This window comes from Streptomyces sp. NRRL S-646 (assembly GCF_000720765.1).
Taxonomy (GTDB): Bacteria; Actinomycetota; Actinomycetes; order Streptomycetales; family Streptomycetaceae; genus Streptomyces.
Window position 1 is genome coordinate 844,372 of record NZ_JODC01000007.1, and the last position, 23,083, is coordinate 867,454.

Here is a 23,083-nt window from a genome sequence, read left to right on the forward strand (position 1 = left end):
GGTCGCCCGCGATCGGTGGGCGACCGCCTCCGTTTCACGGGGTGTGGACCGTCGGTCTCGGCGCCGTCGCCATCCCGTCGCCGATGAGGAAGCTCGGGTGCGGCGGCTGGTTGTAGGCCGTGTTCTGCCAGGCCAGGGCCGTGCGGTACTGCGTGTCGTGCAGCAGGGTCGTGATCCTCGTGCTCGTCTCGTACGGCGTGGAGTAGATGCGCAGGGCCGTGTTGTCGGTAGTCGCCCAGACGACCTCCTCGCGCCAGTCTCCGAGTATGTCGCCCGACAGGGACGGCGTCGCCTTGGTGCTGTTGTTGGAGTGGATGCCGGAGCCCGTCAGCAGGCGGGTGTCGGACGAGGTGCCGTACTTGTCGATGTGGGTGTCGTCGAGGAGCTCGCGGACCGTGTCTCCGTCCCACCAGGACAGGAAGTTGACACTGGAGGGCTCGCGGCTCGCGACCACGGTGCCCTTGGGGTCCCGTACGCCGTCCGCGTGGGAGGACCACGATTCGGCGCCCGCGCTGCCCGCCCAGATGTCCCCCGAGACGCCTCGGCCGTTGTCGCCGTCCGCGGGCGTGGACCAGATGATCTGACCCGTCTTGGCGTCCGCCATCCAGGACGCGGGCTTGGAGCCGTCCTCGTCGACCTTGAGCTCCTCCAGGCCCGGGCGGGACGGGTCCAGGTCACCCACATGCATGGCGTCGCCGTGGCCGTTCCGGGTGGTCCACAGGCCGCTGCCGTCTTCGTCCACGGCCATCGAGCCGTACACGATCTCGTCCTTGCCGTCGCCGTCGACGTCGGCCACCGACAGCTGATGGTTGCCCTGACCGTCGTACCCCTTGCCGGAGTTGGTCGAGGAGTTGGTGTCGAAGGTCCAGCGGCGGGGGAAGGCGCCGCCCCGCCAGTCCCAGGCGGCGATCACCGTTCGGGTGTATTGACATGCTCCTCGGGCTGAAGCCCGGGGATTCCTTGGCTTCCTGTTTCTTCGCGCTGTGCCGGGACAAGTCCCGGTCTTACCGGCGCTCCGCAGGCTGATGCCGCCAGTCCGGCGGCCTGTTTGACGTTGATCGCGGCGTTGTGGTCGCGGTCGTGGAGGGTGTTGCAGGCGGGGCAGGTCCACTCCCGTACGTCCAGGGGTTTGGGCCCGTCCCGATGTCCGCAGGTGGAGCACACCTGGCTGGTGGGATCGAACCTGCCGATCCTGACGAAGGTCCGCCCGTACCGCTGCGCCTTGTATTCGAGCATGCCGACGAACTGTGACCAGCCCGCGTCCTGCACACTCTTGGAGAGCTGGTGGTGGAACTCCTTGCGCGCATCAGCCACAGCGGCATGAGCGCGGGCAACCTTCAGCCGGGCCTTCGCCCGGTTCTTCGACCCCTTCTGTTTGCGGGCCAGCTCCCGCTGGACTTTCTTCAGCTTCTTCTCCGCCCGGCGCAGAAACGCCGTCGGAGAGGACCGCGATGGGGGTCCCCCCGGACGGAGTCTGGGGGAGGGTGAGGCCCAGGTCGATGCCGATGGCGCTGCCCGGGTCCGGGTCACCCCAGCGGGCCCGATCGGTGTCGGGGTCGGTGTCGGGGTCGGTGTCGATGACGAAGCTGGCGAAGTACCGGCCCGCCGCATCCTTGATCACGGTCACGCTCGACGGCGTCACCGGCAGGACCCGTGACCACTTGACCTTCACGTCGCCGATCTTCGGCAGCGACAGCCGCCCACTGCTCGTGATGTTCCAGCGGGCGTTGGCGGTGAACCGGATGGCCTGCCGGGCATCCTTGCGCGACCTGAAACGCGGCGCGCCCACCGTCGGGCCCTTGCGCTCCCCCTTCAGCGAGGCGAAGAAGTTTCTGTACGCGGCCTCCACGTCCCGCAGGGACTGCTGCAGAGCAACCGACGAGACCTCACCCAGCCAGGACCGCTCCACCGTCTGCTTCGCCTCGGTAATCAGCCTCTTCGACAGCTCTGCGGCTTTGGGGAAGGGCTGCTTGGCCGCGCGGGCATCCTCACGGGCGCGCACCGCGTCGTTGAACACGACGCGGGCACACCCGAACGCCCTTGGCAACGCGACGCGTTGACCAGGCTCCGGGTACAACCGGAAGGCGTACCGAAGCTGCATTCGACGATCGTACGAACACACGACACCCCCTGTCGCCGGGAACATCCGTTCCCCACCTCACCCCTCGTGACCGCAACGTCCGGCCCCGTTACGGCCGCACCGTCCGGCTCCGCCGGAACGACGCAGCGACGCTCCGCGCCGCGATCACGAGATTCGCTTCACCACCGGGCTGAAGCCCGATGCACTACGAATGAAACTCGGTAGCCGGACTGGGAGTTGTCCTTGGCGTTGGTGGGCTGCCACTTGAGGACGAAGTCGAGTTGGCCGTCGCCGTCCAGGTCGCCGACGGAGGCGTCGTTCGCCGTGTAGGTGTACGAGACCCCGTCGGGGGTGGTGCCGCCTGCCGGTTGGGTGATCGGCACGTCCTTGTAGCCCGTGCGGAACTGGATCGCGTGCACCGAGTCGGCCTGGGCGGGGGCGCCGGCGTGGAAGAAGTTCGTGGAGCCGGTGATGGGGGCCGCGTTGACCTTCGTGCCGGCGCGGTAGACGTTGAAGGAGACGTCGTTCGGGTCGGTGCCCAGCCAGCGCCAGCTGACCAGGTTGCCGCTGTCGGTGTGCACGCTGACGACGCCTCGGTCGAGCTTCTCGACCTGGCGCGCGGTGGCGGCGGCTGCAGTGCCGGGGGACAATGAGATGAGTCCGGCGGCGAGGAGGGCCGCGGTCGCTGTCAGCGCCGAGAGGAGAACACGGCGTCTGCGGTGCCTGCGCGGGTGCTGCACGTGACGAACCTCCAGTGAGGGCGGACGGGTTCTGTCACCTCAGTTGCCGCAGAGGAACGGCGGGTTGCCGGTCGGGCGGCTGATTCGGGTAAGCCGAAGGGCTGGTATCGGCCACGTCAACCTGCCCCGGCTCGGACGTATTTGATGGCAAAGCCCGCCCACCTCCGCCCACCACTCCGATACAGGTCTCGTACGGGCCAATGCGGCGAGGGACGCCCCATGGGCCTCAGGGGGACGTCATGAACAATGCCGCGGAACAACCACCCGTGCCCCGGGAGCCGGAGAAGGACCCCAGGCTCGGTATCCCCGTCGACACCAGTGCCTGGCAGGGACAGCCCCGGCACCGGCTGGCCGCCATCGGTGATTCGCTCACCCACGGGTTCCAGAGCGGCTCTGTCTTCCACACCGATCTGTCGTACCCGGCCGTCGTCGCCTACGAGCTGGGCTGGGCCGACCAGTTCCGTTACCCCACCTACAACGGCTTCGGCGGGCTGCCGTTCAACATCGAGCAGTTCCTGCGCGCGCTGGAGGCCAGGTTCGGGCAGGTGCTGGACTGGTGGGAGGTGGCGCCCGCGCTACTGTACGCCCGGAGTCTCATGGACCGGGTCGAGGACTACTGGGAGCGTGGGCCGGGCACCGCCGTCCCGGTCACGGATGCGGTCAACCACAACCTCGCCGTCTTCGGCTGGGACCTGCGGGACGCCCTGGACAGGTCCGCGGCCGTGTGCCGCAAGCGGATCGGCACCGCTCACGACAACGTGCTCCGCCAGTTCGTGGAGCACGGCGACGACCGTGCCGCCCTGCGCGTCCTGCCCACGGCACTGGACGACACGCTGACGCAGCTGACCGCGGCCGCCCTTCTCGGCAACGAGGTGGGGAACACGGATCCGGAGCACGGCATAGAGACGCTGATCGTGTTCTTGGGCGCCAACAACGCCCTGCGCTCAGTCGTGGAGCTGAAGGTGGTCTGGAGCGACGCCGACTACGCCGACCTGGACGCCAAGGGGAAGTTCACGGTCTGGCGCCATGACCACTTCGCGGCCGAACTGACCGAAGTCGCCGCCAGGGTACGGGACATCAAGGCGCGACACGTGATCTGGTGCACCGTCCCGCACGTGACGATCGCACCCGTCGCGCGGGGCGTGGCCGGGAAGATGGCGCTGGGGTCGCGCTACTTCCCGTACTACACCCGGCCGTGGATCAGTGACCGGGACTTCGACCCGACGGAGCACCTGCACATCACGGGCGATCAGGCGCGGGAGATCGACGCGGAGATCGACCTCTACAACCACGCCATCACCGAGACGGTGCGCGAGGCCAGGCGTGGCGGCCTGGACTGGTACCTCCTGGAGACTGTCGCCGTCCTCGACCGCCTGGGGGCGAGGCGCTACCTGGAAGACCCTCTCGCGCGCCCGCCCTGGTGGACGCCCTACCCCCTGCCGCCCGCGCTCGAGGCTCTGGATCCGGTCCCCAACACCCACTTCCTCGCGAGCAACGGGAAGGACCGGAGCGACGGCGGGCTGTTCTCCCTGGACGGCGTCCATCCGACCACGGTCGGCTACGGGATCGTCGCCCAGGAGGTGATCAACGTGATGCGCCTGGCCGGCGTCGAGTTCTTCCGGCCCGACGGGGTGACACCGCGTCAGGACCCGGTGCTCGTCGACTTCCAGCGCCTGATCCGGCGGGACACGCTCGTCAACCACCCGCCGGAAAACCTGACTTCGGGCTTCTCCGTTCTCGCCTGGGCGGACGAAACCCTCGACTTCCTGCGCCGGTGCCTGCGGTTCGGCTTCTGATCACCGCCCAGTGCGTGATCACCGGGCGTAGCGCGCCGCCAGCTCCCCTACCGTCGCGGCGATCCGGTCCCGCAGCTCGGCCGGCTCCAGCACCTCGGCATCCGTTCCCAGCCGCAGGAATTCGCCGTGGGCGTGCTCGACGGACTCGATGGGGACCGTGGCCAGGGTCCAGCCGTCGTCTTCCGTGCGGCTGTCGACCGCCCTCGGAAACCGCACGCCCGGCGCCAGCCGGACCAGTGCCTCGCCGCGGTACAGCCGGTCGTGGAAGTCGCGCTGGTACGCCGCCCAGTAGGCGGCCAGGTCGAAGTCGTCCGGGCGGGCGAACTCCTCGTCGGAGGAGGCGAGTCGGAGGATCTGGTCGACGCGGAAGGTGTGGGGGCCGGGGCCTGCGACGACGTACCAGCGGCCGGCCTTCAGCACCAGCCCGTACGGCTCCAGGCGGCGCTCCACGTCGGTGGGTTCGGCCCAGCGGCGGTACAGGACGTTCAGGACGCGGCTGTTCCACACCGCGTCGGCCACCGCCGGCAGATACGGCGCCTCCTCGGCGTCCGCGTACCAGCCGGGGGCGTCGAGGTGGAAGCGGCCGCTGATCCGGTCGGCGTGCGCGCGCAGCTCCGGCGGCAGGGCGGCGCGGACCTTGAGCTGGGCGGCGGCGAGCACCGAGCCGAGGCCCAGCTCCGCGGCCGGGCCGGGCGCGCCGGCGAGGAAGAGGGCCTCGGCCTCGTCGGCGGTGAGGCCGGTCAGACGGGTGCGGTAGCCGTCGAGCAGCCGGTAGCCGCCGGCATGGCCCGCGTCGCCGTACAGCGGGACGCCCGCCGCGCCCAGCGCCTCGACATCCCGGTAGACCGTGCGGACCGAGACCTCCAGCTCCTCGGCGAGCTGGGCGGCGGTCATCCGGGCCCGGGTCTGGAGCAGGAGGAGGATCGAGACGAGTCGGCCGGCCTTCACTGACACAGGATGTCAGTGAAGGCCGCCTAGCGTCCTGTCCATGGCTTTCACGGAGAAATTCCTGACCGTGCCGCCGCCCATCGAGGTGGCGGGACGGCGGATCAAGCGCTACCACGTCACGGCCGACCCGGCGGGCATCGCACCCGACGTCGAGAAGGCGGCGTACGCGATCCTGCCCGAGCTGCTGCCGGAGGCGGACGGCACTGCGCCGGCGACGTTCGTCGTCGTTCACCGGGGAAACGACGACGGCGCGTACATCAACGCCTACAGCTGGGTGTGGGACAACGTCCTGCACTACGCGAACGCGGCGGCGGGCCAGCCGGTGCTCGGCTGCCCGGACAGCGACCCCACCCACTTCATCAGGCCCGACCTGCCCTGGATCGGCTGCGTCTTCGAGCTGCCACCGATCCAGCACGAACGGGACGCCTGGGTACGGCACATGCTCATACCCGAAGTCCCCGATCTCGACGCCTACTTGGCCGACTCCCTGCCCGCAGGAACCACTGGAGACCACTCATGAGCAGCCCGCACGACTTCGACTTCTTCCACGGCGAGTGGCAGGTCGCGAACCGCCGCCGCACCGACTTCCTCGACCCGGACAGCGAGTGGGTGGAGTTCCCGGGCACCCACTGGTGCCGGCCGCTGTTCGACGGGGCCGCGAACATCGACGAGATCGACATGCCGTATCTCGGCGCGAAGGGGCTGACCCTGCGCCTGTTCGACGTGGAGCGCGAGGAGTGGTCGCTGAACTGGTCCTCCAGCCGCAGCGGCAAGCTCTTCCCGCCCGTGATCGGGCGTTTCGAAGGCGACCGCGGCGAGTTCTACGGCGACGACACACTCCCCCACTCTCGGCTTCGCTCGAGCGGGGGCACCCCCATCGGCAAGGACGTGCGGGTGCGGTTCGTGTGGGCGGACGTGTCGCCTGTCTCCGCCCACTGGGAGCAGGCGTTCTCCGTCGACGAGGGCCGGACGTGGGTGACCAACTGGACCATGGACTTCAGTCGGCCGCCGGCTTCCTGAAGGCCCGGAGGCTGAACTCCGGGTCGGCGCGCGGTCGTTCCTGGTCGGGCAGCGCCTGGAGGCCGGCGACGAAGTGTTCGGTGAGCGGATCGCCGGGCGGCAGCTGGGTGAACCAGCCGCGCCGCAGATCGGCGGCCGTGCGGCGGGGGCTGCGGCCCTGGCCGAGGCCCGGGAAACGGGCCTGCCCCGCCGGGTGCAGGCGGTGCGCGGCGGCGTACGACTCCACGAGCTGGGCGGCGTCCGGTGCCGGGCGCCGCGGGCGCGGGGCGAGGACCGCGTCGATGTCGCTGCCGACGTCGTGGGCGGCGGCCTTGTCGACCGTGGTGACGTACACGCCGCCGGGCTTCAGGACGCGGGCGCACTCGGCGACGACGGCGCGGACGTCCTCGGGTTCGTCGAGGAGGTGCAGCAGCCAGACGCTGGTGACGGCGTCGAACGTCCCGTCGCGGAACGGCAGCCGGCGGCCGTCGGCCAGCACGACGGAGCCGGGCAGGCGTCCGGCGGCCATGCGGGCCATGCCGTACGTCAGGTCGGCGCCCGTCACCCGGGTGGCGGGCCGCGCGGCAGCGAGGCGCCGGGTGACGATCCCGGTGCCGCAGCCCACGTCGAGGAGCCGGCCGGCGGCTGCCGGGATCAGGCCGAGTACGGCGTCGGCGGCTGCCGCGGCCCTCGGCTCACCGCCGCGGGTGACGTCGTACGCGTCGGCTTCCTTGTCGTAGTCGAGCACCCGGGTCAGCGTGCCCCGTGTGCCTGTGCGAGCTCCTCGACCCTTTGCGCGAGGCCGAAGTCGAGCTCGGTGACCTTGCCGCCCGCGCTGTGCGTGTTCACCGACAGGGAGACGGTGTTGTAGCCGAGGGTGAGGTCGGAGTGGTGGTCGAGCTCGTCCTGGACCTGGGCGATGTGGATGACCATCGCCGTGGCCGCGAAGTGCGAGCCGAGCCGGTAGGAGCGGGTGAGCCGGTCGTCCTCGGCCGACCAGCCCGGCAGCTCGGCCAGTCGGTCCTCGATCTCCTTCAGCGACAGGGGTTCGACGGGCATGGGCTCGCTCCTTCCTCGGCACCGGGTGCTTCTTCAGCGTGCCACAGCCACTGACTGCGGTCCTGGTCAGAAGGGTCCCCCGGGGGCGGGCGGGGGACACCTCCGGGCGGAGAGGAACGGCTGCCCCGGCCGCCTCAGAGCCACTGGTGCAGGAACTCCGCCGCCAGGTCGTCCGCGATCGCGGCGATCCTGGCCCTGCCCTCGACCTGCTCGACCCACTCGTGCGGCAGACGGACGTCTCCGTGCACCGCACCGACGAGGTTGCCGCAGATGGAGCCCGTGGAGTCGCTGTCGCCGGAGTGGTTGACGGAGAGCAGCAGGGCGGCCCTGACGTCGGGCTCGGCGAGGGCGCAGTAGACGCCGATGGCGAGGGCCTGCTCGGCGACCCAGCCGGCGCCGAGGTTCTCGACGTTTCCGGCCGTCGGCGGTCCCTGCGCGGCCAGGTCGAGGGCCTTTTCCAGGGCGGCCGTCGTCTCCTCATGGCCGGGATGACGTGCCAGCAGTCGGAGCGTGCGCACTACCGCGCCCTCCAGCGAGTCCCCCTTGACGACATACGCCACGATCGCGGCCAGCGCGCCCGCCGCGTAGTAGCCGGTCGGGTGACCGTGGGTGATCTGGGCGCCGCGGGCGGCCATGTCGAAGGCACCCTCAGCGGAGTTGATCAGGCCGAAGGGGGCCGAGCGCATCACGGTGCCGCAGCCCTTTGAGTCGGGGTTGACCTGCCCCGGCTTGCCGTCGAGCGTGAGCCAGGGGTCGGGGGTGTAGGCCTGGGCGACCCCGGAGAGGCAGGCGTTGCCGGGCGCACGGCGGGAGTACAGCCAGGGCTCGTCGATCAGACCGCCCGTGGGGGTGCCCTGCTCCGGGCCCGGCCTGGACTGGGTCTCCAGCCAGCGCTCGTACGCCTCGCGCAGCATCTGCGCCCAGGCGCCGCCGATCCCCCTGATCCGCTCCCGGGCGTGCGCGTGGATCAGGGCCTCGACGGTGAACAGCGTCATCTGCGTGTCGTCGCTGATCAGGCCCATCGCGCCCTGCGCACCGGGCACGAACCCGGTCACCCCGCGTTCGCCGTGGACCGTGCGGATGCGGTCCAGGGACAGGAACTCGATCGGGTAGCCCAGCGCGTCCCCGACCGCCCCGCCCAGCAGACACCCCCGCACTCTGGCCCGGTACACCGCCGCGGCCTCCAAGGTCGGGTTCTTCTGCGGCCAGCTCATGCTCTGCGCTCCTCGACTACGGTCGTACGTATGACCATTGTCGCGACGGGAACCAGCACCTCGGCCACCGCCCCCACCGACAAGGGCGTCGGCCCCCTCCTGCGGGCATGGCGGGAGCGCCGCCGGATCAGTCAGCTGGAGCTGGCGCTGCGGGCCGACTCCTCGGCGCGGCACATCAGCTTCATCGAGACGGGCCGTTCGCGGCCGAGCGAGGAGATGGTACTCAGGCTCGCCGAGCATCTCGACGTCCCGGTGCGGGAGCGCAACTCCCTGTTGCTGGCGGCCGGTTACGCCCCGCACTACCCGGAGACCCCGCTCGACTCGCCCGCGCTGGACGCCCTGCGCCAGGGCATGGAACGCCTCATCCAATGCTACGAGCCCTACCCGGCGTTCGTGGTCGACTCGGTGTACGACGTGGTCGCGGCCAACCGGGGCATGATGATGTTCCTGGACGGCGTTGCGGAGTCGCTGCTCGAACCCCCGCTGAACGCCATGCGGTTGACGCTGCACCCCGAGGGTCTCGCGCCGCGGATCCGTAACCTCCCGGAGTGGCGCGGGCATCTGCTCGCCCAGATGGAACGGGAGATCGCCCTGCACCGCTCCGCACCGCTGCGGGCGCTGTACGAGGAGGTGGCGGCCTACCCGGTGCCCGAGCCGGAGTACAGCCACGACCACGAACCTGCGGACCCCGTCCCCTACTTCGCGCTCCCGATGCAGATCGAGCACGAGGGCCGGACGCTGTCCTTCGTCTCCTCCATCTCCACCTTCAACACCCCCATGGACGTGACGGTCGCCGAGCTGGCCATCGAGACGCTCCTTCCGGCCGACCCGGCGACGGTCAAGTACCTGCAGTCGCTGATGCCCTGACGGGTGTCCTCCGGACGGCCCGCGTGGCGAGCGCCTCACCACCGAACCGGTGAGACTGTCACCGGAACATGGCACACTGCTGCGCGGTTACTTCGGCGCGTAGGGGAGGCGTGGCGTGAGTGAGCGGCGTCCCGCGCCCACCGTGGGCCAAGTCGTGCTCGGAAGGCGCCTGCAGGAGCTGCGGGAGGCGGCCCGGCTCAAGCGTGAGGAGGCCGCACGCGTCCTTCGGGTGGCCCCCGCGACCGTACGGCGGATGGAGATGGCCGAGGTCGCCCTGAAGATCCCGTACGTCCAGGTGCTGCTGGAGACGTACGGCGTCCCGGACGACGAGGCGGCCGCGTTCGTCGCCCTGGCCGAGGAGGCCAACCGGCCGGGGTGGTGGCAGCGGTTCCACGACGTGCTGCCGGACTGGTTCAGCCTGTATGTGAGCCTCGAGGGCGCCGCCGGCATCATCCGCTCCTACGAGCCGCACTTCGTGCCCGGGCTGCTGCAGACCGAGGACTACGCACGTGCGGTGATGGAGGCGGGCACGGTCGGCCAGACCGGTCCGGAGACCATCGACCGGCATGTGTCACTGCGGATGGCCCGGCAGCGGCTGCTGGAGCGCCCGGACCCGCCCCACCTGTGGGTGATCATGGATGAAACGGTTTTGCGGCGCCCGGTGAGCATCCGCGGCGAGGTGATGCGCGAGCAGCTGGACAAGCTGCTGGAGTTCGCCGAGCGGGACCGGATCACGCTGCAGATCGCCGAGTTCAAGGACGGCCCGCACCCGGGGACGTATGCGCCCTTCACACTGTTCCGCTTCGGCGAGCCCGAGCTGCCGGACATGGTCTTCACCGAGTATCTGACCGGCGCCCTGTACCTCGACTCGCGCAAGGAGGTCTCCGCGCATCTGGAGGTCCTCGACCACATGACGGCGCGGGCCGCGTCGGCCCAGCGCACGAAGAAGATCCTGCGGGAGCACCGCGAGGACTTCTGAGTCACGCACCGCACCTGTCCGACTGGAGGAGAAGACGCCGCATGACCGGATCCGACGCCGCACCGCAGATCGACACCAGCCGGCCGCACCCTGCCCGTGTGTACGACTGGTGGCTGGGCGGCAAGGACAACTACCCGGTGGACGAGGAGCTCGCGCGGAAGATCCTCGCCCTGGACAGCAGCGCGGTGCGTGGGGCGCGGGCCAACCGGAGGTTCATGCACCGGGCCGTCCGCGCCGTCGCCGAGGCCGGGATCCGCCAGTTCCTGGACATCGGCACGGGCATCCCCACCGAGCCCAATCTGCACCAGGTGGCGCAGGACGTGGCGCCGGAGTCCAGGGTCGTGTACGCGGACAACGACCCGATCGTGCTGCGGCACGCCCAGGCGCTGCTGCGCGGCTCCGAGGAGGGCCGCACCGACTATGTGCACGCGGACGTGCGGGACATCGACACCTTGCTGCAGCAGGCCGCCGAGTCGCTGGACTTCTCACGGCCGGTCGCGCTGTCGCTGGTCGCGCTCACCCACTACCTGGGCGGGGAGGCCGACGGCGACGACGTCCACGGCCTGCTGCAGAAGTACGTCGCGGCGCTCGCCCCGGGCAGCTACCTGATCCTGTCGCAGGTCACCCCCGACCTGAACCCGGAGGCCATCGCGAAGGCGGCCGCTGCCTTCCGGGCCGGCGGCACCCCCTTTTATCCGCGCTCGATCACCGAGTTCCAGCGGTTCTTCGAGGGGCTGGAGCTGCTGGGGCCGGGCGTGATCCCGGTGACCGGATGGCGGCCGGAGGCGGAGGACGTGACGGCGCAGGCGGAGGGTGTCGTGCCTGTGTACGCGGGGGTGGCCGTCAAGAGGTGACGTCCAGTGGTATGTGACATAGCACCGGCCGCCTCCCTCAGCACCCATACGGGTGCCATGAACAGGTGCGTTCCCCCGCCCGCCCCTAGCGTCGAAGCACAGGGCGAGCAAGGGAGCGACGCAGGTGGCCGAGACGCGAATACCGCCCGCCGAGCCGGGAGCGGCCCTGCTCCGCGCAGGACGGTGCTTCCGCCCCGGAGCCACCGCCCCCGACCGGCACGGCATCGCGCTCACCGGCGGACGCGAGGCTGACGTCTTCGCTCAGACGGACCACCCGTCGGTGGACGCCGACCGGCCCGAGTACGAACCCCACGGCTGCCCGCGCTGCGCCGCCTTCAAGGGCGGCCTGGTGCGGGCGAGTCGGGACGAGGCCGTGGAGATCGTCGCCGCCGCGCACGTCCACACCATCAGGACGTACGGCCCCGACCGCATCGCCGGCTTCTCCCCCATCCCCGCGATGTCGATGGTGTCGCACGCTGCCGGCGCCCGCTTCCACTCGCTCATCGGCGCCCCGATGCAGCAGGGCTGCAGCCTCGACCACAAGGGCGGCCCCGGCGCAGGCGGCGACGGGCCGTTCGGCCGGGACTCGGGACGCAGGCGACTGCCGCTGGTGCCGGTGGAGAACTTCCACGCCCTGCGCGGACGCCAGACCGCGGTTGAGACCAAGGAGACCTGATGCCCTCGGACGGCGTGCTGTACCAGGCGGCAGCGCTCTGCCTGACCTATCCCGACGACGACTTCCGCGCCCGGCTGCCGCTGCTGCGCGAAGCGGCCCCGCAGCTGCGGGAGTTCACCGACCACGCGGCCGTCACACCGCCCCGGGAACTGGCCGCCCACTACGTCCGGGTCTTCGACTTCAAGAACCGGCACAGCCTCCATCTGAGCTGGTGGCGGGACGGGGACATCCGGCGGCGCGGCATGTCGCTGGCCCGCTTCAAGGACGTCTATCGCGCCGCCGGCCTGGAGTTCACAGGCGAGGAACTGCCCGACTTCCTGCCCGCCGTACTGGAGTTCACGGCCCGCACCGGGAACACGGACCTCCTCACGGAACACCACGAGGCCCTGGGGCAGCTCCGGGCCAGGCTCACCGACTTCGGTACCCCGTACGCGTCCGTCCTGGATGCCGTATGCGCCACACTGCCGATCCCCCACACGGAGGTTCGCTCATGACCACGCTCCTGTGGGGCGTCCTGCCGTACGTCGCTTTCGCCCTGCTCGTCGCCGGCCTGATCTGGCGCTACCGCTACGACAAGTACGGCTGGACCACGCGTTCGTCGCAGGTGCACGATTCGAAGCTGCTGAACATCGCCTCCCCGGCCTTCCACTACGGCATCCTCTTCGTACTCGCCGGCCACCTCGTGGGCCTGTTCGTCCCGAAGTCGTGGACCGACCCGATCGGCGTCGGCGAGCACACGTACCACGTGTTCTCGCTCTACGGCGGGACGGCGGCGGGCGCGCTCGCCGTCGCCGGGGCCCTGTTGCTCGTCCACCGCCGACGCACGCACGCCCCGATCTTCCGGGCGACGACCGTGAACGACAAACTCATGTACGTCGTCCTGCTCGCCGCCATCGCGATGGGCATGGCCGCCAAGCTCACCCACAGCACCGGCGACGGCTACAACTACCATGCCTCCATTGCCCTTTGGGCCCGCAGCCTGTTCACGCTCCAGCCGAAGACCTACCTGATGGAGGGCGTGCCGGTGCTGTACCGGGTCCACGCGACGATCGGCATGGCTCTGATCGCCCTGGTGCCGTACACCCGCCTGGTCCACGTGTTCAGCGCGCCGGTGCAGTACCTGTTCCGCCCGTATGCGGTGTACCGCGGCCGCGACCCCAGGCAACTGGGGTCGCGGCCGGAGCGGCGGGGGTGGGAGAGGACGGGCGTCTGACGGTTATGCCGCGCCGCCTTTCGTGTCGCGGTCCTCGTCGACGATCTCGGCGTCGACCACACCCTCCTCGTCCTGCGGTGCGGTGTCCTGCTCGGTGCCGCTGCCGGAGTCGCCCTGGTCGGCCTGGGCGTACATGGCCTGGCCCATCTTCTGGCTGACGGTGGCGAGCTTCTCGACGCCGGTGCGCAGCTCGTTGGTGTCCGCGTTCCGTTCCAGCAGGCCCTTGAGCTCCGTGGCCGCCGTCTCCACCTCCGACCTGGTGTCGGCGGGGATCCGGTCCTCGTTGTCCCGGATGAACTTCTCCGTCTGGTAGACGAGTTGTTCGGCCTGGTTGCGGGTCTCGGCGGCCTCCCGGCGCTTTCGGTCCTCCTCGGCGTACTGCTCGGCCTCCCGCATCATCCGGTCGATGTCGTCCTTGGGGAGCGCCGAGCCGCCGGTCACCGTCATCTTCTGTTCGCGGCCGGTGGCGAGGTCCTTGGCCGACACATGCATGATGCCGTTGGCGTCGATGTCGAAGGCGACCTCGATCTGCGGGACGCCGCGCGGGGCCGGGGGCAGACCCGTGAGGTCGAAGACGCCGAGCTTCTTGTTGTACGCGGCGATCTCGCGCTCGCCCTGGTAGACCTGGATGCCCACCGAGGGCTGGTTGTCGGTGGCCGTCGTGAAGATCTCCGAACGCCGGGTCGGGATGGTCGTGTTGCGCTCGATCAGCTTGGTCATGATGCCGCCCTTGGTCTCAATGCCGAGGGACAGCGGGGTGACGTCGAGGAGCAGCACGTCCTTGACGTCGCCGCGAATGACGCCCGCCTGGAGGGCCGCGCCGACGGCCACGACCTCGTCGGGGTTGACGCCCTTGTGCGGGTCCTTGCCGGTCAGTTCCTTGACGAGGTCGGTGACCGCGGGCATCCGGGTCGAGCCGCCGACGAGGATGACGTGGTCGACGGCGGACAGCTTGATGCCGGCGTCCTTGACCGCCTGGTGGAAGGGGGGCTTGCAGCGGTCGAGAAGGTCGGCGGTGAGCTCCTGGAACTGGGCGCGGGTCATCTTCTCGTCGAGGTGCAGCGGCCCCTCGGCGGAGGCGGTGATGTAGGGGAGGTTGATCGTCGTCTCGGACGAGCTGGACAGTTCGATCTTGGCTTTCTCGGCACCCTCGCGCAGTCGCTGCACGGCCATCTTGTCGTTGCCCAGGTCGATGCCGTACTGCCCCTTGAACTTCTTGACGAGGTGCTCGACGATCCGCTGGTCCCAGTCGTCGCCGCCGAGGTGTGTGTCGCCGTTGGTCGCCTTGACCTCGATGACGCCGTCGCCGATCTCCAGGAGCGACACGTCGAAGGTGCCGCCGCCGAGGTCGAAGACCAGCACGGTCTGCTCCTCGCCGCGGTCGAGGCCGTAGGCGAGGGCTGCGGCCGTCGGCTCGTTGATGATCCGCAGGACCTTCAGGCCCGCGATCTCCCCGGCTTCCTTGGTCGCCTGCCGCTGGGAGTCGTCGAAGTACGCCGGTACGGTGATCACCGCGTCCGTGACGTCCTCGCCGAGGTAGGACTCCGCGTCCCGCTTCAGTTTCTGCAGCACCCGCGCGGACAGTTCCTGCGCCCGGTAGCGGGTGCCGTCCACGGAGCCCTGCTCGGGAAAACGCCAGCTCGTGTCGCCCATGTGCCGTTTCACGGAACGGGCGGTCCGCTCCACGTTGGTCACGGCCTGCCGCTTGGCGACCTCCCCGACGAGCACCTCGCCGTTCTTGGCGAAGGCCACGACCGAAGGTGTGGTCCTGGCCCCCTCCGCATTCGCGACGACGGTGGGTTCGCCGCCCTCCAGCACTGCCACCACCGAGTTCGTGGTCCCCAGATCGATCCCGACCGCTCGTGCCATCTCCGTCCCCTTCCGCCAGGGCACTCCTCACACACCAGCACAAAACTTGAGTGCGCTGTTGTCAATGCCGCGTACTCCGGGTACCCGGAAACGACGGTGCCGCGCCCCCTGTCTCGGGGGGCGCGGCACCGGGCGACGTCAGGGACGCACGGGGGCGTCAGGCAAGCTTCGCCGACAGGGTGATCGTCGTGCCGGTGAGGGCCTGGCTGACCGGGCAGTTCTTCTTGGCGTCCTCGGCGGCGGCGACGAAGGCGTCGTTGTCGATGCCGGGGACCGTGCCCTCGACGGTCAGGTGGATGCCCGTGATGCCCTCGCCCGGCTGGAAGTTCACGTCGGCCGAGGTGATGAGCTTGGTGGGCGGGGTGCCGGCGCCGGCCAGGGCGTGCGACAGCGCCATGGAGAAGCAGCTGGAGTGGGCGGCGGCGATCAGCTCCTCGGGGCTGGTCCTGCCGTTCGCGTCCTGGGAGCGCGAGGCCCAGGTGACCGGCTGCTCGGCGATGGCACCGGAGGAGTCGAAGGAGACGACACCGTTGCCCTCGAGCAGGTTGCCTTCCCAGACGGTGTGTGCGGAGCGCGTGGTTGCCACGATGAATCCCTTCGAATTCTGGCTGTTCCTGTAGGACACCATCCGATCACATTCCGGCTCACTGCACCCGGAACACCGGGCCACGCGCGGAGAACGGCAGCCGCGCCCCCTGGGGAATCAGATACGCGTGGTCGCGCCGCACCCGCAGTACGTCGCACCAGCCGTCCGTGATGACGAGGACGGGTGCGCCGGGCGGGAAGTCGTCCGCGCGGTGCAGGAGGTCGATCCCGGGCTGCAGGACCGTACCGCCGCGGCCGTGGACCCGTACCCGGCCGGCGATCTCCGTGACCGGCACGTAGCCGGCGTCGTGCGGGGCCGCGTCGCAGAAGACGACGCGGGCGGCCGGCACCTCGCGGGCCTCCGCGTAGGAGGCGATGGCGCCGAGGGCCTTGCCGAGCAGGGTCCGGTCCATGGAGCCGGAGGTGTCGAGGACCACGCCGAAGGTGCAGCGGGCGATCTCCTCAGGCGGGAAGTAGCGGCCCGCGCGGGGAATGTCGGGGGTGGAGGACTGACGGCGGGAGGGGCGGGCGTACGACCGCACGGGCTGTGGGCTGGGTACGAACTCGTCGAACCAGCGGGCGAGTTGGGCGTCCCAGGGCAGGGGCGGGTGGCTGAGCGCGCGGATCTCCTCGACCAGGCCGCCGGGGAGGAGGCCGCGCTCCTGCTGCTGGTGCAGGTCCAGGCCCTGGCCCAGGCCACGGCGGTAGAACTCGTCGAGGTCGACGTAGTCGCGCGGGCTGCCGAGCGGACCGCCGAGGATGTCGCCGGCACCCTTGCCGCGCAGCGTGGCCAGGCGTCGCATCCGCCGCAGGTCGCCGGCGATGCGGTCGTAGACCTCCTCGGCGGACAGGTCCTTCAGCTCCGGGTCGTACAGCAGTCCTTCGGGCATCGTGCCGACCTGCATCTCGCAGAGCCAGCCGTTGATGACGTAGTCGCACGCGATGTTGAACAGGTACGGGTCGCGGGTGCCGCAGCGGTCGCCGTGGCGCAGGGCGGCGTGCAGCATCTCGTGGGCGAGGATGAACCGCCATTCCTCGTCGTCGAACCGGCGCAGCGGGTTGATGTAGATCTCGGCCGCTTCCGGGTTCACCGCGGCCACGGAAATGCCGTGCGCGCGGGCGAGTTCGGCGTCGGCGACGAGGGTGATGCCGGCCGCGATGCCGCCGAGCAGCGGGTAGGAGGAGATGAACCAGCTCAGGGCCTTCTCCCAGGGGCGTGGCGGGACCACTTCCCCGTCGAGGGAGTCGCGGCGGCCGCCCGCCATGTCCATCGCCGCGGACACGGTCCGGGTCAGGGCGGTGGCGAAGGTCAGCTGGTGGTCCGGGGGTTGGGACCAGCCCACCCACGGCAGGAGCTGCTGGTCGGGCTCGTGGCCCGCGGTGCCGCAGCGCTCGTAGGCGGGCGGGAGACCGTCCCGCCGCCAGCGGGCGGCGAGCTGCTCCTCGTCGCCGTCGGGGTAGGAGGCGGGGAGCGCCTCGGGGGTCTCGCCGATGGTGAAGTTCAGCAGGAATCGGTTGACGACGACGCAGCGTGCGGCGAGGTCGAACCGGTCCGGCCGGGTGCGCTCGCCCTTGGCCGCCGGGACGTGTCCGAAGCCCAGGTGCAGGACGGCGTGCGCGAGCGCCCAGGCCCAGGCGGCCGGTTCGGCGAGCCGCTTCGGGTGGACGTGCAGGGCGGCGTCGGAGTCGACGACCACGAGCCCGTCGCGGGGCGCGAACCTGCACTCCTCCTGCCGGCAGACGTCGAAGTTCACGGCCGCGAGCGCCGGGTTGGCCTTCACCAGCCGCAGCCCCTCGGCGAACGCCTCGGCAGCCGGGTCCCGCTTCTTCTGTCCCTTGCCCCGGGTGCGGCTGCTCATCGCCTCGCTTCCACCAGCCGCGGCATGTCACGCGCCGCCTCGATGAGGAACCAGGAGGGCAGGACGGGGTTGCCGTCGGCGTCGGATGCGATGACGGTCTGCGCGACCTCGACGGAGATCTCGGCGAGCTGCACGAGCAGCGACTTGGCGCGGTACGCGGTCTGGCGGCCGTTCGCCGACATGTGCTCCTTGCTGGCCGGCAGCTCCTTGATCAGGCGTCCGCGGAAGGACTCGGCGAGGTAGTAGAGCAGGTCGCGGTCCTCCGGCCGGCCCGGCCAGCGGGCGTCGCCCTTGATGACGGCCTCGATGCCGAACTGGCTGCGCACGATCTTGACGTAGCCGCAGAACGCCGTCGCGTGCCTCGGTGTGAGCGTGCCGTGTGCGAGGACCTTCAGCGTCTCCTCGTCGAGGCCCTGGCCGAAGGAGTGCAGCGCGTCGGAGAGCATGTGCCAGGAGCGGGGTGTGGAGAAGGGCTCCTCGGTCTTCGGCGGCTTGGACCACAGGTGGTCGGGCCGGTCGGTGAGGTGGTCGAGGATCCAAGGGTGGATGCCGTTGTCCGCGGCCCAGGTCAGCCAGTCCTTGGCGGACGCCTCCAGGTGGACGTGGGTGAGGCGGTTGACGAGGGCGGAGGCGATGGGGCGGGCGAGCGCGTTGTCCGTGGCGCGGTTGCCGGCGCCGATGACGATCGAGCCCTTCGGCAGCTCGTAGCTGCCGATCCGGCGGTCGAGGATCAGGGAGTAGAACGCCTTCTGCACATCGGGTGTGGCCGCGTTCAGCTCGTCCAGGAACAGGCAGTACGGCTCGTCACGGGCGATCGCCTCCGGCGGGCAGAACACGGACCGCCCCTCACGGATCTGCGGGACGCCGATCAGGTCCTCCGGGGCGAGCTGGGTGCCGAGCAGGCTCACGCACTCCAGACCCAGCGACTCGGCGAACGCCCTCACCAGGGAGGACTTCCCGATGCCGGGGGCGCCCCAGATGAAGACGGGCCGGACGGTGGCCAGGCCCAGCAGCAGCTCGGGGATGCGGGCGGGAGTGACGGATACGGCAGCCTGCAAGAGCGGGCTCCTTCAGGGTGTTCGAGAGGTTTGCGACTCGAACAGTGTGTGCGTACGACCCCCGCAGGCGCAGCCGAATTTCAGGCGGCCCGCTCCTGCTCGCCCTCGTCGGTGACCGGTACCTGGGGACCGTCCGTCTCGCGCAGCCACCGCCGCAGCACCCGGTGCACCTCCTCGGCGCCGACCAGTTCCCGCCCTGCCTGCACCGGCTCGGAGAAGACGACCGGCGACAGCAGGAAAGGCCTTGCCTGCGCGCCGCCGAGCCCGCCGTGCGAGCCGATCTGTTCCTCGAAGGCGAGGACCTCGCCGTCGGCCGGGTCGTGGAAGGAGTTGACCATGATGTCGGCGGTGTGCGGGAAGGAGTGGGTGCGGCGCACGGCGTCGGCGGCGCCGGGCCCGAAGGCCTCCAACGGGCCTGGTTTGTCCTCGAGTTGGCCGAGCGGGATCTCGGCGCCGTACGCGCCCATCACGACCCCGCCGTGCTCCTCGCTGCGGACGAGCAGGAAGCCGACGCCGGGATGGTTGGCGAGGGTGGTCAGCAGCGCGGGATGGCGAGCGTCGATCTCCTCCTTGCTCATCCGGTGCGGGACGTCCGGGAAGGAGACCAGGCCGAGGTTGCCGGAGGCCAGCACGAGCGGCTCCGAGCGGCGGGAGGGCCGGTGCTGCTCCTCGCCCTCCTCGACGGGCCGGCGCAGCGCCGCGCGCACGGCCGCGCGTGCCTCGGCTCCGCTGTGCGTGCGCTGCGCCCTGCGCGGCACGGGCAGCCCGCAGCCGGCCCGCACCAGATCGCCGAGGCCCAGGCCGTAGCGGGCGCGGAAGGTCTCGCCGGGGCTCTGGCCGTGGTCGGACAGGACGACGATCCGGTACGGCCGCGGGGCGTGCTCGGCGACCTTCGCGATCAGAGCGAGGGCGCGGTCGAGGCGTTCGAGGACCTTCTCCGCGTCGCGGCTCGTCGGCCCGGAGTGGTGGGCCACTTCGTCGTACGCCACGAGGTCGGCGTAGACGGCGGTGCGTCCGGCGAGCATGTCGCCCATCACCGCGGCGACGACGACGTCCCGTTCGACGACGGTCGCGAAGGCGCGGACGAAGGGGTAGAGGCCGCCGCGTGCGACGCGCGGGCGCTGCTGCCTGATCCGGGCCCGGGTGGACTCGACTGTCTCGCGGCCGACTTCGGCGACGAAGGACAGGGCGGTGCGCACGGCGTTGGCCGGGTCGGAGAAGTACGCGAAGTAGCCCGCCCGGGACCGGTTCTCCCGGCCGCGGCGACGGGTGGCGATGGACAGCACCAGGGCCTGCTCGTCGGCGCCGCCGCTGAAGAGGTTGCCGCGGCTCGCGCCGTCGGCGGTGAGCAGGCCGCCGTCGCCGGTGTGCTCGACGGCCCGGCGCTGGAGTTCGGCGGCGCTGGTCGGCCGGTTGCAGACCATCACCTCGCGGGTGTCCTTCTCATACCAGCGGAACGCCGGGACGTCGTGGTTGCTGCCGTGCAGGATGCCGAGCTGGCTGGCGCCGGTCTGGCTGGACCAGTCGGTGCGCCAGGGGGTGAGCCGGTGGGATGACCCCAGCCACTGGGCGACGGTGGGCATCAGGCCCTTGCCGACCGCGGCCAGCAGGACGTCGTGGCCGACTCCGTCGAGTTGCAGGAAGACGGTGCCCGGGGCGGACGGGCCGGGCGGTAGACGTCTGCGACGGCGGTCGGCGAGGCGGTAGAGGCGCCGCCGGTACGCGTCGTCGTCGCGCACGGCCAGGGCGGCGCCGGTCGCGGAGGCCACGGCGGACATCACGGCGGCCACCACCACGGCCGTCTCCGGAGCGGCCTCGGCGCTGCTGGACGGGTTGAGCCGCAGCGCCACCAGCAGCAGGGACCCGTTCAGGACGAAGACGAGCAGTCCCAGCACCAGCGCCGGCACGAGCAGCAACAGCCGTACGAGCAGCGGCCAGACCAGGGCGGACAGCACACCGAAGGCCCCGGCGCCGAACGCGGCGGTGACGGCGATGTGGGTGGCGCTCTCGCCGTCGGCGGACTGCAGGCGGAAGTCCGGCAGGATCCCCGCGAGCACGAGCATGGTGACCGTGGAGACCGCCCATACCGCGACGCTCCGCCCCGTCTGACTGGCGACCCGCCGCCACCGCCCGCCACGCACGCCCAGCCCACCTCACGTCCTGGCCCGTCGTCGGTGCGGGCTTGTATTCAGATTGTCACAGTGGTCCGACAACGGGTTCCGGCAACGGGCGGTCCGGTGATCAGCTGCGGTTCCGCAGCGTCCCAAAGGGGCGCGGGGCTGCATCGACATGCGGCTCCGCCGCGGGGCGCGACCAGCCACGACGATGCCGCAGACGAAAGACGGCGCATCGCCGCACAGCCCGCGGAGCGCTCAGCGCCCGTCGTATCCGGCCGTCGGCATCGACAGCCGCCGGTGCACCCGGGCCTTCATCTGGGCGTCGTAGCAGGGCTCCTCGAACCCGACCGTCTCCACCCGCACCCCGCGCCGTGCGCACTCCGCGGTGAACTCCTCGACGGACGACAGCGCGCTCTCCAGCACCCGGCGGCTGGGCGCCACGAACAGGTCGATCCCCGGCCGGACGCCGTCCCACAGCACACAGTGGTCGGCCCGCACTCCCCGCACCAGGAGTTCCCGGCTGACGATGTAGCCCCGCTCGGCGGCCCAGCGGGCGCACATCGCGTGCTGGCTGCGGGAGTCCACCAGGAAGGGATCGTCGTCCAGCTCCTGCAGCGGCGTCAGACTCGCGATCGCCGTGACCCGCACCGGTCCCATGGCGTCCCCCTCACCTCCGGGTTTCGGCGCCGACCCTACTCCTGCCCGTAGGCTTCGGGGAGTCGCGCGAAGGAGGCAAAGAGGTGCCGGTGGAGATCACCTGGTGGGGTCACGCGACCTGTACGGTCGCGGACTCGGGCGTACGGCTGCTCACCGACCCTCTTTTCGCGCGCCGTCTCGCACATCTCCGCCGCCGTCGCGGGGCGCTGCCGCCGCCCGGCGCCTGGCGCGCGGACGTGGCGCTGGTGTCGCATCTGCACGCCGACCACCTGCATGTTCCGTCTCTGGAGCGGCTCGCCGAGGGCACGCGCCTGCTGGTGCCCCGGGGCGCACCCCGGGCCGTGCCGGGGCTGCGCCGGCTCACCCACCTCACGGTGCGCGAGGTGGCGCCCGGGGACCGGGTGACGGTCGGTGACGTGGTCGTACGGGCCGTCCCCGCATGGCACGACGGGCGGCGGCTGCCGCTCGGACCGCATCGCTCGCCCGCTCTGGGGTACGTCATCGAGGGCGAGGCACGCACGTACTTCGCCGGGGACACCGGGCTGTTCGACGCGATGGCGCAGGAGGTCGGGCCGGTCGACGTGGCGCTGCTGCCGGTGGGCGGCTGGGGGCCGTACCTCGGCACCGGACATCTGGATGCGGGGCGGGCGGCCCAGGCGCTGGCCCGGCTGGCCCCGCGCAGTGCGGTGCCGGTGCACTACGGCACGTACTGGCCGATCGGGATGGACGCTGTGCGCCCCCATGAATTCCACGCGCCCGGCGACGAGTTCGTGCGCCTCGCGGCCGAGCACGCGCCGGATGTCGCGGTGCACCGGCTCGGGCACGGGGAGAGCGTGCGCCTGGAGGTCGCGCGGTGATGTGGCTTGCCGCTACGGCGGCGATCGTGCCTCCCGAGTCGACCCAGCGTGCGATCGGCTATCCGTCGCTGTTTCTGCTGGTGCTGTTCGGGGCGCTGGTGCCGGTGATTCCCACGGGGGCGCTGGTGAGTTCGGCGGCCGTGGTGGCCTTTCATCAGACGGCGCCGTTCGCGTTGGCCCTGGTGTTCGTGACCGCGTCGCTGGCCGCGTTTCTCGGGGATGCGGCGCTGTACTGGCTGGGGCGGCGCGGGATGGGGTCGAAGAACGGGTCGCGGTGGCTGGCGGCGATTCGGGCGCGGGCGCCGGAGGAGCGGCTCGCGCAGGCGCAGGGGAAGCTGGCCGAGCACGGGGTTGCCGTGCTGGTGTTGTCCCGGCTGGTGCCGGCTGGGCGTATTCCGGTGATGTTGGCTTGCCTCATGGCCAAGTGGCCGTTGCGGCGGTTTGCTCGGGGCAACTTGCCGGCGTGCCTGGCTTGGGCTGCGACGTATCAAGTGATTGGGATTCTGGGTGGTTCCCTGTTCCCGGAGCCTTGGGAAGGCGTGGTGGCTGCGGTTGCGTTGACCGTGGTCATCAGTGTCGTGCCGAGTGTCTGGCGACGCCTGTGCAGAGGCGCCCAAGGGGCGGGGATCTGAGATCGTTTGGCGACTGCGGGCCGG

General features: G+C 70.9%; 21 protein-coding genes and 3 pseudogenes. 11 read left to right on the forward strand and 13 right to left on the reverse strand.

Features of this window, described 5'->3' with window-relative positions:
• Positions 1 to 34: 34 nt before the first annotated feature.
• The 3 pseudogenes from IH68_RS0119235 to IH68_RS0119245 form a co-directional block, all read right to left on the reverse strand.
• A pseudogene (locus IH68_RS0119235) lies at positions 35 to 943 on the reverse strand (rhamnogalacturonan lyase); the annotation flags it as partial.
• A pseudogene (locus IH68_RS49885) lies at positions 910 to 2,101 on the reverse strand (RNA-guided endonuclease InsQ/TnpB family protein). The pseudogenes IH68_RS49885 and IH68_RS0119235, both read right to left, overlap by 34 nt.
• A gap of 182 nt (positions 2,102 to 2,283) precedes the next feature.
• A pseudogene (locus tag IH68_RS0119245) lies at positions 2,284 to 2,820 on the reverse strand (rhamnogalacturonan lyase); the annotation flags it as partial.
• A gap of 239 nt (positions 2,821 to 3,059) precedes the next feature.
• On the opposite strand from IH68_RS0119245, the gene IH68_RS0119250 reads away from it, so the two are divergent.
• Positions 3,060 to 4,616 (forward strand): hypothetical protein, encoded by a 1,557-nt coding sequence (locus tag IH68_RS0119250; RefSeq protein WP_078912509.1) that lies wholly within the window; start codon positions 3,060 to 3,062, stop codon positions 4,614 to 4,616.
• 18 nt (positions 4,617 to 4,634) lie between these two features.
• Here the strand turns inward: IH68_RS0119250 and IH68_RS0119255 are convergent, their stop codons facing one another.
• Positions 4,635 to 5,564 (reverse strand): helix-turn-helix transcriptional regulator, encoded by a 930-nt coding sequence (locus IH68_RS0119255; RefSeq protein WP_030936750.1) that lies wholly within the window; start codon positions 5,562 to 5,564, stop codon positions 4,635 to 4,637.
• Positions 5,565 to 5,604: 40 nt separating this feature from the next.
• Between IH68_RS0119255 and IH68_RS0119260 the strand changes: the two genes are divergently transcribed.
• Complete coding sequence (locus IH68_RS0119260) at positions 5,605 to 6,084, forward strand: hypothetical protein (protein WP_030936752.1); 480 nt, start codon at positions 5,605 to 5,607, stop codon at positions 6,082 to 6,084.
• The gene (locus IH68_RS0119265) at positions 6,081 to 6,584 is read left to right on the forward strand and encodes a hypothetical protein (protein ID WP_030936754.1); all 504 of its coding nucleotides are present in this window, start codon (positions 6,081 to 6,083) and stop codon (positions 6,582 to 6,584) included. The genes IH68_RS0119260 and IH68_RS0119265 overlap by 4 nt, the downstream gene beginning before the upstream one ends.
• Here IH68_RS0119265 and IH68_RS0119270 read toward each other — a convergent pair.
• The 3 genes from IH68_RS0119270 to IH68_RS0119280 form a co-directional block, all read right to left on the reverse strand.
• Positions 6,562 to 7,311: a class I SAM-dependent methyltransferase gene (locus IH68_RS0119270; RefSeq protein ID WP_030936756.1), complete on the reverse strand. Its 750-nt coding sequence runs from the start codon at positions 7,309 to 7,311 to the stop codon at positions 6,562 to 6,564. The genes IH68_RS0119265 and IH68_RS0119270 overlap by 23 nt on opposite strands.
• A gap of 5 nt (positions 7,312 to 7,316) precedes the next feature.
• The gene (locus IH68_RS0119275; protein WP_030936759.1) at positions 7,317 to 7,622 is read right to left on the reverse strand and encodes a 4a-hydroxytetrahydrobiopterin dehydratase; all 306 of its coding nucleotides are present in this window, start codon (positions 7,620 to 7,622) and stop codon (positions 7,317 to 7,319) included.
• Between the two features lie 134 nt (positions 7,623 to 7,756).
• On the reverse strand, positions 7,757 to 8,836 hold the full coding sequence (locus IH68_RS0119280) for an ADP-ribosylglycohydrolase family protein (RefSeq protein ID WP_030936761.1): 1,080 nt from the start codon (positions 8,834 to 8,836) through the stop codon (positions 7,757 to 7,759).
• A 30-nt stretch (positions 8,837 to 8,866) separates the two neighbouring features.
• On the opposite strand from IH68_RS0119280, the gene IH68_RS0119285 reads away from it, so the two are divergent.
• The 6 genes from IH68_RS0119285 to narI all read left to right on the forward strand — a co-directional run bounded on the left by IH68_RS0119285 (position 8,867) and on the right by narI (position 13,425).
• The gene (locus IH68_RS0119285) at positions 8,867 to 9,703 is read left to right on the forward strand and encodes a helix-turn-helix domain-containing protein (protein ID WP_030936763.1); all 837 of its coding nucleotides are present in this window, start codon (positions 8,867 to 8,869) and stop codon (positions 9,701 to 9,703) included.
• 115 nt (positions 9,704 to 9,818) lie between these two features.
• Positions 9,819 to 10,682 carry a helix-turn-helix domain-containing protein gene (locus IH68_RS0119290; protein ID WP_078912510.1) on the forward strand — a complete coding sequence of 288 codons (864 nt, stop codon included), beginning with the start codon at positions 9,819 to 9,821 and terminating at the stop codon, positions 10,680 to 10,682.
• Between the two features lie 41 nt (positions 10,683 to 10,723).
• Complete coding sequence (locus tag IH68_RS0119295; protein ID WP_030936767.1) at positions 10,724 to 11,536, forward strand: SAM-dependent methyltransferase; 813 nt, start codon at positions 10,724 to 10,726, stop codon at positions 11,534 to 11,536.
• A gap of 124 nt (positions 11,537 to 11,660) precedes the next feature.
• Positions 11,661 to 12,212, forward strand: coding sequence for a molybdopterin-dependent oxidoreductase (locus IH68_RS0119300; RefSeq protein ID WP_030936769.1), 552 nt, complete (start codon positions 11,661 to 11,663; stop codon positions 12,210 to 12,212).
• Complete coding sequence (narJ, locus tag IH68_RS0119305; RefSeq protein ID WP_030936771.1) at positions 12,212 to 12,706, forward strand: nitrate reductase molybdenum cofactor assembly chaperone; 495 nt, start codon at positions 12,212 to 12,214, stop codon at positions 12,704 to 12,706. The genes IH68_RS0119300 and narJ overlap by 1 nt, the downstream gene beginning before the upstream one ends.
• Complete coding sequence (gene narI / locus IH68_RS0119310; RefSeq protein WP_030936772.1) at positions 12,703 to 13,425, forward strand: respiratory nitrate reductase subunit gamma; 723 nt, start codon at positions 12,703 to 12,705, stop codon at positions 13,423 to 13,425. The genes narJ and narI overlap by 4 nt, the downstream gene beginning before the upstream one ends.
• 3 nt (positions 13,426 to 13,428) lie before the next feature.
• Here narI and dnaK read toward each other — a convergent pair whose 3' ends face one another.
• The 6 genes from dnaK to IH68_RS0119340 form a co-directional block, all read right to left on the reverse strand.
• Positions 13,429 to 15,294, reverse strand: coding sequence for a molecular chaperone DnaK (gene dnaK / locus IH68_RS0119315; RefSeq protein WP_030936773.1), 1,866 nt, complete (start codon positions 15,292 to 15,294; stop codon positions 13,429 to 13,431).
• A 157-nt stretch (positions 15,295 to 15,451) separates the two neighbouring features.
• Positions 15,452 to 15,880: an OsmC family protein gene (locus IH68_RS0119320; protein WP_030936774.1), complete on the reverse strand. Its 429-nt coding sequence runs from the start codon at positions 15,878 to 15,880 to the stop codon at positions 15,452 to 15,454.
• A gap of 58 nt (positions 15,881 to 15,938) precedes the next feature.
• On the reverse strand, positions 15,939 to 17,738 hold the full coding sequence (locus IH68_RS0119325) for a DUF2201 family putative metallopeptidase (protein WP_030936775.1): 1,800 nt from the start codon (positions 17,736 to 17,738) through the stop codon (positions 15,939 to 15,941).
• The gene (locus IH68_RS0119330; RefSeq protein ID WP_030936776.1) at positions 17,735 to 18,796 is read right to left on the reverse strand and encodes an ATP-binding protein; all 1,062 of its coding nucleotides are present in this window, start codon (positions 18,794 to 18,796) and stop codon (positions 17,735 to 17,737) included. The genes IH68_RS0119325 and IH68_RS0119330 overlap by 4 nt, the downstream gene beginning before the upstream one ends.
• A gap of 80 nt (positions 18,797 to 18,876) precedes the next feature.
• Positions 18,877 to 20,937 (reverse strand): alkaline phosphatase family protein, encoded by a 2,061-nt coding sequence (locus IH68_RS0119335; protein ID WP_030936777.1) that lies wholly within the window; start codon positions 20,935 to 20,937, stop codon positions 18,877 to 18,879.
• A gap of 231 nt (positions 20,938 to 21,168) precedes the next feature.
• Positions 21,169 to 21,570, reverse strand: a complete 402-nt coding sequence (locus IH68_RS0119340) for a hypothetical protein (RefSeq protein ID WP_030936778.1) — start codon at positions 21,568 to 21,570, stop codon at positions 21,169 to 21,171.
• An 83-nt stretch (positions 21,571 to 21,653) separates the two neighbouring features.
• On the opposite strand from IH68_RS0119340, the gene IH68_RS0119345 reads away from it, so the two are divergent.
• Complete coding sequence (locus tag IH68_RS0119345) at positions 21,654 to 22,427, forward strand: MBL fold metallo-hydrolase (protein WP_030936780.1); 774 nt, start codon at positions 21,654 to 21,656, stop codon at positions 22,425 to 22,427.
• Entirely contained in the window at positions 22,427 to 23,059 is a 633-nt protein-coding gene (locus IH68_RS0119350; protein ID WP_037884988.1) for a DedA family protein, read from the forward strand. The genes IH68_RS0119345 and IH68_RS0119350 overlap by 1 nt, the downstream gene beginning before the upstream one ends.
• The last annotated feature ends 24 nt before the right edge of the window (positions 23,060 to 23,083 follow it).